The sequence below is a fragment of the Microbispora sp. H11081 genome (genome assembly GCF_012999535.1).
Lineage (GTDB): Bacteria > Actinomycetota > Actinomycetes > Streptosporangiales > Streptosporangiaceae > Microbispora.
In genome coordinates this window covers 52,989-67,289 of sequence record NZ_JABBWV010000010.1, presented here as the reverse complement: position 1 = coordinate 67,289, position 14,301 = coordinate 52,989, and the positions used below count along the sequence as shown (strand labels likewise).

Genomic DNA, 14,301 nt, shown 5'->3' with positions numbered 1-14,301 from the left:
ACGGACAGGCGCGGCAAGATCCCTAACTACCCTGACAGCCGTGTAATGATGGCGGTCCAGCGTCCTTGGCCCCCGCAAGGAGGTTCCGTGACCCGACCCGACGAGGCCCCACGAGCGGCCGGTCGAAGCGAGCCGATCCGTGTGCTGATCGTCGACGATCACGCGCTGATCCGCCGCAGCCTGGAGCTCGCGCTGGCCGCGGAGGCGGACATCGAGGTGATAGGTGAGGCGAACGACGGCCAGGAGGCGGTCGAACTCGCGGACCGGCTGATGCCGGACGTGGTCCTGATGGACGTCCGGATGCCGCGGCTGGACGGCATCGGGGCGACCCGGAAGATCAAGGAATCGGTGCCGAGCACCCGGATCGTGATGCTGACGGTCAGCGACGAGGAGGAGGACCTCTTCGAGGCGATCAAGGCGGGTGCCACCGGATACCTGCTCAAGGACGTCCAGATCGACGAGGTGCCCGACGCCGTGCGCGGCGTCCACGAGGGCCAGTCGCTCATCAACCCCGCCATGGCGGCCAAGTTGATCAGCGAGTTCGCGAACATGAGCCGCAAGGAGGCCGAGCGGCCCCCGCAGCTCCCCGTCCCCCGGCTGACCGAGCGCGAGATGGAGGTCCTGCGCCTCGTCGCGAAGGGCATGAACAACCGCGAGATCGCCAAGGAGCTGTTCATCTCCGAGAACACGGTCAAGAACCACGTGCGCAACATCCTGGAGAAGCTCCAGCTCCACTCGCGCATGGAGGCCGTGGTCTACGCAGTGCGCGAGCGGCTGCTGGAGATCACCTGATCACGTGATCATTTGATCGGACGGCGAGGGCCACGGGCCAGCGCGGCGCGCAACGTGGCCTCCAGGTCCGGCGCGGTGACCCGCTCCACCCGCACGTCGGTGCAGCCGACCCAGCTCGCCGCCTCCCACAGCGCGTCGCTGATCCCCTCCACGGCCCTCGTACGGCCGGCGCCCGGCTCGACGCCGACCTGCCGCGCGACCAGCGTGGCGCCCTCGCGGGCCGGGTCGACCCGGCCGATGATCCGCCCGCCCGCCAGCACCGGCATCGCGAAGTAGCCGTGCACCCGCTTGGCCTTCGGGACGTAGGCCTCCAGGCGGTGGTTGAGGCCGAACACGCGCTCCGCCCGCGCTCGCTCCCAGACGAGCGAGTCGAACGGCGACAGCAGCGTGGTGCGGTGCCGCCCGCGCGGCTCGCTCTCCAGCGCCGCGGGGTCGGCCCAGGCGTTCGGCCCGCCCGCGTCCGCGCCGCGCCGTGCGGGCCAGCCCGCCACGCGCACGGGCACGAGGCCGGCCGCGCCGCTCAGCAGCGCCTCGTCGAGCATGGCGCCGTGCCCGGCCCTGACGCGGATGAAGTCGGCGAGGTCGGCCCGGGTGGCCACGCCGAGCGCGCGCCCGGCGATTCCGGTCAGGCGGGCAACGCACTCGGCGTCGGACAGGTCCTGGGCGAGCAGGTCCGCCGGCACCGCCCGCTCGGCCAGTTCGTAGACGCGCCGCCAGCCGACGCGGCGGGTGCAGACGACCTCGCCGATGTCGAGCAGCCACTCAATGGCGATCTTGGTGTCCGACCAGTCCCACCATGGGCCACCGTTCTTGGACCCGCCGATGTCGGCGCTGGTCAGCGGGCCGTCCATGCGCACCTGCTCGAGCACCTTGTCGACCACGGGCGGCACCTCGTGCCAGCGGAAGCGCCGCTCGCGGTAGGCACGGCGGCGGAAGGCGTACAGCGGCCACTGCTCGATGGGCAGGACGCAGGCGGCGTGGCACCAGTACTCGAAGGCCCGGGCGGGATCGTCCCAGTAGGCCCGCTCGACCGCGGCGCGGCCGACCGCGCCGAGGCGCGCGTACGCGACGAGCTCGTGGGAGCGGGCGAGGACGGAGATGGTGTCGAGCTGGACGGCGCCGACGCGCCGCAGCATGCCGGAGACGCCGCCGCCGCGGGGCGCGGCGCCGAGGAAGCCCTGGGCCCGGAGGATGATCCTGCGGGCCTCGTCAGCGGTCAGATCGGCGGCTGTATCGGCGGTCGGATCGGCGGTCAGGTCGGTCACAGCCACAGATGCTAGACGCCGTGACCGACAAAACCTCTACGGTGGTTGGGTCGTGATCGAGGCCCGGCCTCAGGAGGTGATGGACCGGTGCTCGAACGGGGAGTGGTGCTCCTGGACCGAGACCTCCCGGGGGGCGTCCACGATCACGTCCGAGAAGATGTCGAACGCGAGCGCGAGGAGCCCGCCGACCGCGCAGATGCCCACGCCGATCCAGACGAAGAGCCAACTCGGGCCGAGGGTCAGCGCCACGCCCCCGACGGTGAAGCCGATGAGGATGATGGAGACGGCGAGCCAAGATTTGGCGCTACCCGCGTGGCTGCCCTGGTGTCCGCTCTGTGCCATACCCCGTTTTCTACCTGATGGCGGAGGCGGTCGGTACATCGGGGGAACCCTGGGCGCGGATTTGACCCATGAGTTATGCGATTGTGCCGCGGCACTCCGTCGATAGCGGGTGGGTGTGTCTGGTACTGGAACCGCCTACGATGGCTAGCGGGGAAGTATGTATCGTCCTCACACTCCGGTGATCGGCCGGGGTTGACCTGCGAGGAGCTTTACTAAAAGTGCCAGTCATTCTCGACAAGATCCTTCGCGCCGGCGAAGGCAAGACGCTGCGGAAGCTCAAGCGCATCGCCGAGCAGGTCAACTCCATCGAAGAGGACTTCACGAGCCTGTCCGACGCCGAGCTCCGCGCGCTGACCGCCGAGTACAAGCAGCGGCACGCCGAAGGCGAGTCCCTCGACGACCTGCTGCCGGAGGCGTTCGCGACCGTACGCGAGGCCGCCCGCCGGGTCCTCGGGCAGCGCCACTTCGACGTGCAGCTCATGGGCGGCGCCAACCTGCACATGGGCAACATCTCCGAGATGCGCACCGGTGAGGGCAAGACGCTCACCTGTACGCTTCCCGCGTACCTCAACGCCATCTCCGGCAAGGGCGTCCACGTCGTCACGGTCAACGACTACCTGGCCAAGCGCGACGCCGAGACCATGGGCCGCGTCCACCGCTTCCTGGGCCTGGAGGTCGGCGTCATCCTGGCGAACATGACGCCGGAGGAGCGCCGCAAGCAGTACGAGGCCGACATCACGTACGGCACGAACAACGAGTTCGGCTTCGACTACCTCCGCGACAACATGGCGTGGTCGAAGGAGGAGTGCGTCCAGCGCGGCCACAACTTCGCGATCGTGGACGAGGTCGACTCGATCCTGATCGACGAGGCCAGGACCCCGCTCATCATCTCCGGCCCGGGCGAGCAGTCGGGCAAGTGGTACCAGGAGTTCGCCAGGATCGTGCCGCGGCTGCGGCGCGGCACCGAGGGCAAGGACGGCGAGGAGAGCACCGGCGACTACGTCGTCGACGAGAAGAAGCGCACCGTCGGCATCCTCGAGGCCGGTGTGGAGAAGGTCGAGGACTGGCTCGGCATCGACAACCTCTACAAGCCCGAGCACACGCACCTCGTGCAGTTCCTCAACAACGCGCTCAAGGCCAAGGAACTGTTCAAGAAGGACAAGGACTACATCGTCGTCGACGGCGAGGTCCTGATCGTCGACGAGTTCACCGGGCGCGTCCTGCACGGCCGTCGCTACAACGAGGGCATGCACCAGGCCATCGAGGCCAAGGAAGGCGTGAAGATCAAGGACGAGAACCAGACTCTCGCCACGATCACCCTCCAGAACTACTTCCGCCTCTACGACAAGCTGGCCGGCATGACCGGTACGGCCGCCACCGAGGCCAACGAGTTCCACCAGACGTACAAGCTGGGCGTCGTCCCGATCCCGACGAACCGGCCGATGGTCCGCAAGGACCAGCCCGACGTCGTCTACAAGAGCGAGGACGCCAAGTTCCAGGCGTGCGTCGAGGACATCAAGGCGTGCTACGAGAAGGGCCAGCCGGTCCTCGTCGGCACCACCAGCGTCGAGAAGTCCGAGAAGCTGTCGCGGATGCTCAAGCGCCAGGGCGTCGCCCATGAGGTGCTGAACGCGAAGAACCACGCCCGTGAGGCGGCGATCATCGCCGAGGCGGGCCGCAAGGGCGCCGTCACCGTGGCGACCAACATGGCCGGTCGAGGCACCGACATCATGCTCGGCGGCAACCCCGAGTTCCGCGCCGACCTGGAGCTTCAGCAGCGCGGCCTGTCGCCGTCCGAGACTCCGGAGGAGTACGAGAAGGCCTGGCCCGAGGCGCTGGAGAAGGCGAAGGAGGCCGTCAAGGCCGAGCACGAGGAGGTCACCGAGCTCGGCGGCCTCTACGTGCTGGGCACCGAGCGGCACGAGTCGCGGCGCATCGACAACCAGCTCCGCGGCCGGTCCGGCCGTCAGGGCGACCCCGGCGAGTCGCGCTTCTACCTCTCGCTCGAAGACGACCTCATGCGGCTCTTCAACTCCGCCAGGGTCGAGATGATCATGACGCGGCTCAACATCCCGGACGACGTGCCGATCGAGTCGGGCATGGTGTCCAAGGCCATCGCCTCCGCGCAGCACCAGGTCGAGCAGCAGAACTTCGAGATCCGCAAGAACGTCCTCAAGTACGACGAGGTGATGAACCGTCAGCGTACGGTCATCTACGCCGAGCGGCGGCGGGTGCTGGAGGGCGCCGACCTGCACGAGCAGGTCCGCGGCTTCGTCACCGACGTCATCGACGACTACGTCAAGGGCGCCACGGCCGAGGGCTTCGCCGAGGAGTGGGACCTCGAGAAGCTGTGGAAGGCGTTCGGCCAGCTCTACCCGATCTCCTTCACCGTCGACGAGCTGATCGAGCAGCTCGGCGGCGACAAGGAGGAGCTGACGGCGGAGATCATCGCCGAGAAGGTCAAGGAGGACGCGCTCGCGGCCTACGCCCGCCGCGAGGAGCAGCTCGGCGCCGAGGCGATGCGTGAGCTGGAGCGCCGGGTCATCCTCTCCGTGCTCGACCGCAAGTGGCGCGAGCACCTCTACGAGATGGACTACCTCCAGGAGGGCATCGGCATGCGCGCCTATGCCCAGAAGGACCCGCTGATCGAGTATCAGCGCGAGGGCTACGAGATGTTCACCGCGATGCTCGACGGCATCAAGGAGGAGTCGGTCGGCTACCTGTTCAACCTCGAGGTCGAGGTGCAGGCCAACCCGATCGTCGAGGAGAACGCCGAGGACGACACGGCGCTCTCCGAGACCGGCTCGATCATCGCCCGGGCGCTGCGGCAGCCGTCGCGGCCGACCGAGATGGTCTACAGCGCGCCGGGCGAGAGCGGCGACGTGGAGGTCAACCGGGTGCGGTCGACCCCCGAGCAGCGCGCTGCCTACGGCGACACCGAGCGCAACGCGCCCTGCCCCTGCGGCTCGGGCAAGAAGTACAAGCGCTGCCACGGAGACCCGCGCAACAATCAGGCGTGACCTGACCTGAGAACGGACCCCGCCGGGCCTGCCCGGCGGGGTCCTTCGCGTCTGGGGGCCGTGATGGGACCCGGGTCACGCGGTCTCGAACTCGGTGACGAGCCACTGCACGCCCTGCCGCTCCAGCCGTACGGCGAGCACGTGGCTGCGCGGCCCGCAGTGGACCAGCAGGCACATCTCGATCACGCCGTCGCGGGGGCGCTGCGTGTGGGGAAGGCCGGTCAGCGGCGGCCGCTCCGCGTCGATCATCTTCCCGGCCCTGACCAGCTCGCGGTAGGCCCGCTCGGTGAGCCGTCCGGCGACGGTCTCCGGCGGCCTGCGGCCGGCCAGGACTTCCGCGAGCGCCTGGCCGAGCCCTCGCAGGCGGCGTTCGTCCGTGGGCGGGCCCGTACGGCGGGGGACGGGGGCCAGGGCGAGCGCGCCGTACGTGCCGGGACGCGTGATGTGGCCGCCGCCGTCGCCCTCGTCGTACGGAGGATCTGCAGGTGGGACGGACGCGAGCCGTGGCAGGGGGACGGGCTTGGGCATCGGGACTCCGCTCTCGTACGCCGTGAACCGCTGACGTCTAATAGAGGTTTCGGTCATCCCTTCTGATACGAGGGACGCCAACTTTGCCGATTGCCGGGCCTTTGTGCCGTCCTTCGTCCGGAAAATTTCCTCGGGTTGGCGTGAACCTCCTGCAATTCACGCCTGGGCCGATCGGCTATTAACGGCATCCGCAACGCGGGGAAACACGACAAGGGGCGCCCGGGATCACCGGGCGCCCCTGCTCCCTGAGAGGGGACGTGACGCGTCAGGCGCGGGAGCGCGCCGTCTCGGCGCTCTCCCCGGAGTCCACGTCGGGCTCCGGTTCCCGGCCGGGCGTCATGATGTTCAGCTTCTTGATGAGGAAGCTGAAGATCACGTAGTAGAGGACGAAGTAGATCACGCCGATCAGCATGATCAGCCAGAAGTTGTGCGTGTTGTCCTTCGTCGCGTTCAGGGCCGCGTCGATCGCGCCCGCGGAGAACCCGAAGCCGAGCCGTCCGTCGAGGGCCGCGACCACGGCCATCGAGACGCCGGTGAGCAGCGCGTGCACGGCGAACAGGATCGGGGCCACGAAGATGAACGCGAACTCGATCGGCTCGGTGATGCCGGTGACGAACGAGATCAGAGCCGTGGAGATCATGATGCTGCCGACGGCGGCGCGGCGGTGCGGCGGCGCGGCCCGCCACATGGCGATCGCGGCGGCCGGCAGGCCGAACATCATGACCGGGAAGAAGCCCGCCATGAAGGCGCCGGCGCCGTCCTGCCCGGCGAAGTAGCAGTTCAGGTCGCCCGCGGCCTGGGTCGCGCCGACGGTGCACTCCGGCACGGTGAACCAGACGATCGAGTTGACGAAGTGGTGCAGGCCGAACGGGATGAGGCCCCGGTTCACGATCCCGTAGATGCCCGCACCGAGCGTCGAGTGAGTGGCGAGCCAGTCGCCGAAGCTGCTCAGGCCCTGCCCGATGGGCGGCCAGATCAGGCCGAAGATCACACCGAGGACCAGTCCGGCCAGCGCGGTGAGGATCGGCACGAAGCGGCGGCCGCCGAAGAAGGCCAGGTAGGCGGGCAGCTTCGTCCGGTAGTACCGCTGCCAGAGGACGGCCGCGACGAGGCCCATGAGGATGCCGCCGAGCACCCCCGTCGGGTTGGCCGACGCCAGGTTGAGCACCTCGGCCGGCTTGCCGTCCGCCCCCAGGACGGATTGCGCCACCTTCTGGTGCACCGCCGCGTCAGCGGCGGCGTCGAAGAACATCAGGTGGGTGACCCGGTCCCAGACGAGGTAGCCGACCACGGCCGCCAATGCGGTCGAGCCGTCGGCCCGCCGGGCGAAGCCGATCGCGACACCCACCGCGAACAGCAGCGGCAGCGCGTCGAACAGGGCGCCGCCCGCGCCGCCGACGACATGCGCGATCTTGTCGAGCGTCGCGTTGTCCGTACGGCCGAGGAGGTCGTCCTGGCCGATGCGAAGAAGGAGGGCCGCGGCGGGCAGTGCCGCGATCGGGAGCATCAGGGAGCGGCCGATGCGGGACAGCGCGGTCATCACCGCGTTCTGGTTCGATGGCGCGGCCGGCAGGCCCGCGTCGGCGGAGGTGGAACTCATCGGGTGTTCCTCCAGGATGGGGGGACTAGAGGCGTCTGGCCGGGGCTCCGAGGAGTGTCCGGAGCTGGTAGCGGTCGGCGCGGTAGGTGGAGACGCCGAGTTCGGCGCACACCCCGCCGGCGAAGGACCGGCGCTGCAGCAGCAGCACGGCTCCGCCCCGGGGCAGTTTGAGCAGGTCGGCGTCGCTCGGATCGGCGAGGCCGCCGTCGATGGTCAGCTCCCCTGCGTCCATGACGAGCCCGTAGCGCGACTCGAGCAGGGAGTACAGGGATCGTCCGGTCAGGTCGTAGGTGTCGAGATCGGGCGCGAGCGCGACCGGGATGTGGGCGCGTTCGATGCTCAGCGGTTCCCCGTCCGCCGTGCGCAGCCGCTCGATGAAGTGAACGGCGTCTCCCGGCTGGATGCCGAGCTGCCGTGCGAGGTGGGCACTGGCCCGGACCACCCGCCGGTCCAGGTCGCGGGAGCCGGGCTCCACGCCGCGCGCCCGCATGTCGTCGGTGAAGGAGGTGAGTTGAAGCGCCAGCTCGATCTTCGGCCGGGCGACGAAGGTGCCCTTGCCCGGCACCCGGTGCAACCGGCCCTCGGAGACGAGGTGGTCGACGGCCTGCCGTACCGTCATACGGGACAGGTCGTAACGCTGGCTCAGGTCACGTTCGGAGGGGATGGCGGCGCCGATCGGCAGCTCGTTGCTCTCGATGAGGTCGAGCAGGATCTCCCGTAGCTGGAAATACTTGGGCACCGGGCTGTCCGGATCGATCTGGGCCACTGATCCCTCCTCTCTCACTCTGGATGGTTTGGGTAAGTTAAGGTCCTTACTGGTCTAGTCCGGACTAGACCACAGCCGGGAAATGTGTGTCAATGTATGGGCCGACGACGGATCGATAACGGACAAATCTCGCCAAGCAAGGGGTGATCATCGATGACGACCAGGATGCGTGGCGAGATCGCCGAGCAGCCCGCGGCGATCAGGGCGACACTGGACGCCCTCCTCCCGCGGACGGGCGACGTGGAGGCGGTCGCGCGCGACACTCGCCACCTGTTGTTCGTCGCCCGGGGCACCTCGGACAACGCGGCGGTCTACGGCCGCTACCTGATCGAGTCGCGCGCGGGCCGGATGGCCGCGATGGGCGCGCCCTCGGTGGCCACCACCTACCGCCGCAAGCTCGACCTCGACGGGGTGCTGGCCGTGGGCCTGTCCCAGTCCGGCCGTACGGAGGAGATCGTCGAGACCCTCCAGTGGGCGAAGGACTGCGGCGCGAAGACCGTCGCGATCACCAACGGCGGCGAGGAGTCGCCGCTGGCCAGGGCCGCCGACCTCGCGCTGTGCACGCTCGCCGGCGAGGAGAAGGCCGTGCCGGCCACGAAGACCTACACGACCCAGCTCGCCGCGCTGGCCGTGCTCGCGATCGGCCTCGGCGCCGACGTGGACCCCGACGACCTGCGCAGGGTGCCGGACGCGGTGGAGAAGCTGATCTCCGACCCCGGTGACCTGGACGCCGTGGTCGAGGGCCTGGCCGACAAGCCCGGCGTCGTCGTCTCCGGCCGCGGGCTGGCGTTCTCGACCGCGCTGGAACTGGCGCTCAAGCTCAAGGAGGCCTGCTACCTGCACGCCATGGGCCTGTCGTACGCCGACCTGCTGCACGGCCCGATCGCGGTCGTGGACGCCGAGACCCCGGCGATCCTGGTGGCGGCGGGGCAGGGCCCGACATTGGCGGGCACGGTCGCGCTGGCCGAGCGGGTCACCGGCGCGGGCGCCGCCGCCTTCGGCGTCGGCGGCGGCGAAGGGCTCGCCGCCGCCTCGACCGCCGCACTGAACGGTCCGGACCTGCCCGAGTGGGTGGCGCCGTTGGGACTCATCGTCCCGGGGCAGTTGCTCACCGAAGCGCTCGCGCGCAGGCTCGGAATCGACCCCGATTCCCCCCGCGGTCTGAAGAAGGTCACGCAGACCGACTGAACAACAGGAGGATCCCCCATGGCTGCAGACGCCGAGGCGATCATCGCCGGGCTCGGTGGCGCCGACAACATCATCGAGGTGGAGCCGTGCATCACCCGGCTGCGCACCGAGGTGCACGACGCCTCCAAGGTGGACCAGGCCGCGCTCAAGGCGGCGGGCGCCCACGGAGTGATGGCGGCGGGCAACGTCGTCCAGGTCGTGGTGGGCCCGGAGGCCGACACCATCGCCAGCGACATCGAGGACATCATCGGTTGACCCGGAGGTCACCGCGGGTCCGCCGGGCTCCGGCGGACCGTTGCGTGACGCCTGCCGGGTCCCAGGGAAGGGCGCTTCATTGACGACTGTTCTCGCTCCGGTCGCGGGGGCGGCCATCGGCCTGGCCGCCGTGCCTGATCCGGTGTTCTCCCAGGCGATGGTCGGTCCGGGGACCGCGATCGACCCCGTACGGGAGCCCGCCGAGGCCGTGGCCCCGATCAGCGGCACGATCGTCAAGCTCCACCCGCACGCGTACGTCGTGGTGGGGGACGACGGCAGGGGCGTGCTGGTGCATCTCGGCATCGACACCGTGCAACTCAAGGGTGAGGGCTTCCGCCTGCTCGCCGCCGAGGGGGACCGCGTCGGCGCGGGGCAGCCCGTCGTGGCCTGGGACCCCGCGGCGATCGAGGCCGGCGGCCGCTCGCCGGTCTGCCCGGTGGTGGCGCTCGACGCGCCGGCGGACGCGGTGGGCAGGGTCGCAGAGGGCGGCGTGGACGCGGGCGACGCGCTGTTCGAGTGGGCGTGAGGCGCCGGTGATGGAGGCGGCGCTCTTCGACCTCGACGGCACGCTGGTCAACACGGAGATCCGCAGCCTGGCCCTGTGGCGGATGTTCCTGGACGGCCATGGGATCGCCTACAACGAGACGCTGCTCCGGGGCCTGATGGGCCGTCGCGGGGTGGACGTCCTGCCCGAGGTGCTGCCCGGGATGGATCCGGAGGCGGCGATGGAGGAGATCCGCTCCTACTACGACCATCCGGACCTGCCCGGCATCGTGCCGGTCCCGGGGGCGGCGGAGCTGGTGTCCCGGGTCGCGGAACTGGGGGACTCGCTGGCCCTGGTCACGTCCGCCCAGCGATGGTGGGCCGTGGAGCGCCTCACCGAGATCGGCGTCCTCGAGGTGGTACGGACCATCGTCTCCGCCGAGGACGTGGCCGTGGGCAAGCCCGATCCGTCCGGGTATCTCCTCGCGGCCGACCTGCTCGGGGTGGACCCGGCGAAGTGTGTGGTGTTCGAGGACTCGCTCGCCGGAATCGCGGCGGCCCGGGCCGCGGGCATGAGCTGCGTCGCGGTCGCCACCACCCATCATCCCGATGAGCTCTCACACGCGGATCTGGTAATACCGGATATGTCGGGCCTTGAATGGCCCTTGACGGAACTACCGGCGGTCTAGACCGCCCAGGGAGGAAGAAACGTGGCCGAACGCACAGTCAGCGTCACCTCGGAGGTCGGTCTGCACGCCCGGCCGGCGGCGATGTTCGTACAGACCGCGGCGAAGGCGCCCTACGACGTCACCGTCGCGAAGGCGGGCGGCACGCCGGTGAACGCCAAGAGCATCCTGTCGGTGCTCGCGCTCGACGTACGGCAGGGGGAGTCGATCGTCATCAGCGCGGACGGCGACGGCGCGGAAGGGCTGCTCGACGAGCTCGCCCAGATCGCCGCGGCCTCCTGACGCCGGTGGACGGACAGCGGAAGACGGCTGGGACGGGGGTCAGCCCCGGAGTCGGGTACGGCCCGGCCCATGTGCTCGCCGGTGAGATCCCCGAGCCCGACAAGGACGCGCGCCACGACGGCGACGCCGCCGCGGAACGGGCCCGCGCCGCGCGGGCGGTCGAGGAAGTGGCCGCCGACCTGGAGGCGCGGGGCGCCAGGGCGGGCGGCGACGCCCAGGAGGTGCTGGGCGCGCAGGCGTTGATGGCCCGCGACCCGAGCCTCGCCATGAAGGTCGGCGAGCTCATCGACCGGGGCGTGGCCGCCCCGCGCGCCGTCTTCGACGCGTTCGGGGGGTATCGGGACCTGCTCGCGGCGGCTGGCGGCTACCTGGCGGAGCGCGTGGCCGACCTCGACGACATCCGCGACCGGGTGATCGCCGTGCTCACCGGCCTGCCCATGCCCGGGGTGCCGGCCGGGGCCGCCGAGCCGTTCGTGCTCGTCGCCAAGGACCTCGCCCCGGCCGACACCGCGCTGCTGTCGAAGGACGTGGTCGCCGCGTTCGTCACCGAGCGGGGCGGGCCGACCAGCCACACGGCGATCCTCGCCCGGTCGATGGGAGTGCCCGCCGTCGTGGGCTGCGCCGGCGCGACCGACATCGCCCCCGGCACCCCCGTGCTCGTCGACGGCGCGTCAGGCCAGGTGCTGCTCGCGCCCGACCCGGCCCGCGTGGCCGAGGCGCGCGCCGCCGACGAGGCGCGGCGCGCGGCGCTGTCGGCGGCCACCGGCCCCGGCGCGACCGCCGATGGCCACCCCGTGCCCCTGCTCGCCAACATCGGCGGCCCCCGCGACCTGGACAGCGCGCTGGCCAACGGCGCCGAGGGCGTCGGCCTCTACCGCACCGAGTTCCTCTTCCTCGACCGCGAGACCCCGCCGTCGGGAAGCGAGCAGGAGGAGGCCTACCGGAGGGTGTTCGAGGCGTTCCCGCACGGCCGCGTGGTGGTGCGCACGCTCGACTCCGGCGCCGACAAGCCGCTGGCGTTCCTGCCGCCCCCGGAAGAGGAGCCGAACCCGGCGCTCGGCGAGCGCGGCCTGCGCGTGTTCCGCCGGTATCCGGAGATCATGACCGCCCAGCTGAACGCGCTGGCCGGGGCCGCGGCGGGCGTCTCCGCCGAGGTCCAGGTGATGGCGCCGATGGTCGCCACCGTGGAGGAGGCCGAGTGGTTCGCGGCGGCCTGCCGTACGGCGGGGCTCGGCGTCGCGGGCATCATGATCGAGGTGCCGTCGGCGGCGCTGCGGGCTGCGGACCTCATCGGGGTCGTCGACTTCTTCTCGATCGGGACCAACGACCTCACGCAGTACGCGCTCGCGGCCGACCGCCAGGTCAGCGCCGTCGCCGGGCTGCAGGACCCGTGGCATCCGGCCGTACTCGACCTGGTCGCGACGGCGGCCTCCGCGGCCTCGGCGGCGGGCAAGGGCTGCGGGGTCTGCGGCGAGGCCGCGGCCGATCCCGCGCTCGCCTGCGTGCTCGTCGGCATGGGGGTCACCTCGCTGTCCATGGGCGCGTCGGCGCTGCCCTGGGTGCGCGCGGCTCTGGCGCGTCACACGCTCGCGCAGTGCCGTGCCGCCGCCGTCGCGGCGCGCTCGGCCACCTCGGCGGGGGCCGCCAAGGCCGCCGCCCGGGTGGAGTTGCCGGGGCTGGACGCGCTCGGGCTCTGACCCCCGGCATGCCGGTTCGAGGCCCGGTCGCCCCCGCGGCACGGATACGGTAAAGAACGTGCCACGGATCAGACATGGCGTCGTCATGCTCGCCCTTCTCGCGGCCGGGTGCTCGTCCGTGAGCCCCGCGGCCGTGTCACCGGTGTCGTCGTCAGCGTCGTCGTCCGCGCCGGCGGCGTCTCCGTCCGGGGCCGGCTCGCCGTCGCCCACGGCCCGGCCTTCCGGCGGCCGGGCCGAACGGACGCTCGCGGCGATGAGCCTGCGGGACAAGGTCGCGCAGTTGTTCACCATCGTGATCTGGGGCCCGAAGGCCGGGGCGGCGAGCAAGGAGAACACGGCGCGGTACGGCGTGGCCACGCCGGCGCAGGTGGTGGAGAGGTTCCGCCCTGGCGGGGTGATCCTGTTCGACTGGGCGGGCAACGTCTCCGGCGCGGACCAGGTCGCCGCGCTCACCACGGGCCTGCGCGAGGCGGCGGTCAGGTCGGGCGGGGCGCCGCTGATGATCGGCGTGGACCAGGAGAACGGCATCGTCTCCCGGCTCAAGCCGATCATCACCAAGCTTCCCGGCGCGTCGCAGATCGGCGCCACAGGCAAGACGGCGTACGCGCGCGACGTCGCCAGGGTGACCGGTGAGGAACTGCGCGACCTCGGCATCTCGCTCGACTTCGCGCCGGTCGCCGACGTCAACGTCAACCCCCGCAACCCCGTCATCGGCCCCCGCGCGTACGGCTCCGACCCGAAGAAGGTGGCCGCGATGGTCGGGGCGGCCGTCGACGGCTTTCACGCGGCGGGCGTGGCATCGGTCGCCAAGCACTTCCCCGGCCACGGGGACACCTCGACCGACAGCCACACGGGCCTGCCGGTCATCACGCACTCGAAGAAGCAGTGGCGGACGCTGGACGCGCCGCCGTTCCGCGCGGCCATCGAGCACGGCGTCGACGCGATCATGTCGGCGCACGTGGTGATGCCGAAGCTGGACCCCTCGGGCGACCCCGCGACGCTGTCCCGGCGCCTTCTCACCGGCCTGCTGCGCGAGGAACTCGGTTTCGACGGAGTGATCAGCACCGACGCGCTCGACATGGCCGGGGTGCGGGAGAAGTACGGCGACGCCGAGGTCGCCGTACGGGCCGTCCTCGCCGGCGCCGACATCCTCCTCATGCCGCCGAACCTGCCCAAGGCGTACGACGCCGTACTGGCCGCGGTGAAGTCGGGACGGATCTCCGAGCGCAGGCTCGACGAGTCGGTGCTGCGGATCCTGCGGCTCAAGGACAGACGCGGGCTCTTCGGCCCGATCCGGACCGACCCCGGCGCGTTGCGGTCCGCCGCGCACCTCAAGGTCGCGGAACGCGTCTTCGCGGCCGCAGAATGAGCGGGCGGGCGGACCGGGCGGCCTAGTA

General features: G+C 70.9%; 14 protein-coding genes. 9 read left to right on the top strand and 5 right to left on the bottom strand.

Features of this window, described 5'->3' with window-relative positions:
• The first annotated feature begins 87 nt into the window (after positions 1 to 87).
• Positions 88 to 792, top strand: a complete 705-nt coding sequence (locus tag HHX31_RS23455; RefSeq protein WP_169950501.1) for a response regulator transcription factor — start codon at positions 88 to 90, stop codon at positions 790 to 792.
• Between the two features lie 8 nt (positions 793 to 800).
• Here the strand turns inward: HHX31_RS23455 and HHX31_RS23450 are convergent, their stop codons facing one another.
• A complete protein-coding gene (locus tag HHX31_RS23450; RefSeq protein WP_311932183.1) occupies positions 801 to 2,057 on the bottom strand; it encodes a DNA glycosylase AlkZ-like family protein in 1,257 nt (418 codons plus the stop codon).
• 69 nt (positions 2,058 to 2,126) lie between these two features.
• A complete protein-coding gene (locus HHX31_RS23445) occupies positions 2,127 to 2,399 on the bottom strand; it encodes an HGxxPAAW family protein (protein WP_169950500.1) in 273 nt (90 codons plus the stop codon).
• A gap of 218 nt (positions 2,400 to 2,617) precedes the next feature.
• Between HHX31_RS23445 and secA the strand changes: the two genes are divergently transcribed.
• Entirely contained in the window at positions 2,618 to 5,419 is a 2,802-nt protein-coding gene (gene secA, locus HHX31_RS23440; protein WP_169950499.1) for a preprotein translocase subunit SecA, read from the top strand.
• Between the two features lie 75 nt (positions 5,420 to 5,494).
• Here the strand turns inward: secA and HHX31_RS23435 are convergent, their stop codons facing one another.
• The 3 genes from HHX31_RS23435 to HHX31_RS23425 form a co-directional block, all read right to left on the bottom strand.
• On the bottom strand, positions 5,495 to 5,947 hold the full coding sequence (locus HHX31_RS23435; RefSeq protein WP_169950498.1) for an Rv3235 family protein: 453 nt from the start codon (positions 5,945 to 5,947) through the stop codon (positions 5,495 to 5,497).
• A gap of 265 nt (positions 5,948 to 6,212) precedes the next feature.
• Positions 6,213 to 7,547 (bottom strand): PTS transporter subunit EIIC, encoded by a 1,335-nt coding sequence (locus HHX31_RS23430; protein ID WP_169950497.1) that lies wholly within the window; start codon positions 7,545 to 7,547, stop codon positions 6,213 to 6,215.
• Between the two features lie 25 nt (positions 7,548 to 7,572).
• Entirely contained in the window at positions 7,573 to 8,313 is a 741-nt protein-coding gene (locus tag HHX31_RS23425) for a GntR family transcriptional regulator (RefSeq protein ID WP_169950496.1), read from the bottom strand.
• A 153-nt stretch (positions 8,314 to 8,466) separates the two neighbouring features.
• Here HHX31_RS23425 and HHX31_RS23420 point away from each other — a divergent pair, with 153 nt between their 5' ends.
• The 7 genes from HHX31_RS23420 to HHX31_RS23390 all read left to right on the top strand — a co-directional run bounded on the left by HHX31_RS23420 (position 8,467) and on the right by HHX31_RS23390 (position 14,273).
• Entirely contained in the window at positions 8,467 to 9,501 is a 1,035-nt protein-coding gene (locus tag HHX31_RS23420) for an SIS domain-containing protein (protein ID WP_169950495.1), read from the top strand.
• A gap of 18 nt (positions 9,502 to 9,519) precedes the next feature.
• Positions 9,520 to 9,756, top strand: coding sequence for a glucose PTS transporter subunit EIIB (locus HHX31_RS23415; protein ID WP_030509331.1), 237 nt, complete (start codon positions 9,520 to 9,522; stop codon positions 9,754 to 9,756).
• 79 nt (positions 9,757 to 9,835) lie between these two features.
• A complete protein-coding gene (locus tag HHX31_RS23410) occupies positions 9,836 to 10,282 on the top strand; it encodes a PTS glucose transporter subunit IIA (RefSeq protein ID WP_169950494.1) in 447 nt (148 codons plus the stop codon).
• A gap of 10 nt (positions 10,283 to 10,292) precedes the next feature.
• Positions 10,293 to 10,928, top strand: coding sequence for an HAD family phosphatase (locus HHX31_RS23405; RefSeq protein ID WP_169950493.1), 636 nt, complete (start codon positions 10,293 to 10,295; stop codon positions 10,926 to 10,928).
• 21 nt (positions 10,929 to 10,949) lie between these two features.
• The gene (locus HHX31_RS23400) at positions 10,950 to 11,207 is read left to right on the top strand and encodes an HPr family phosphocarrier protein (protein WP_169950492.1); all 258 of its coding nucleotides are present in this window, start codon (positions 10,950 to 10,952) and stop codon (positions 11,205 to 11,207) included.
• A gap of 5 nt (positions 11,208 to 11,212) precedes the next feature.
• Entirely contained in the window at positions 11,213 to 12,904 is a 1,692-nt protein-coding gene (gene ptsP / locus HHX31_RS23395; RefSeq protein ID WP_169950491.1) for a phosphoenolpyruvate--protein phosphotransferase, read from the top strand.
• Between the two features lie 58 nt (positions 12,905 to 12,962).
• Complete coding sequence (locus tag HHX31_RS23390; RefSeq protein WP_311932181.1) at positions 12,963 to 14,273, top strand: glycoside hydrolase family 3 protein; 1,311 nt, start codon at positions 12,963 to 12,965, stop codon at positions 14,271 to 14,273.
• Positions 14,274 to 14,301 lie beyond the last annotated feature (28 nt).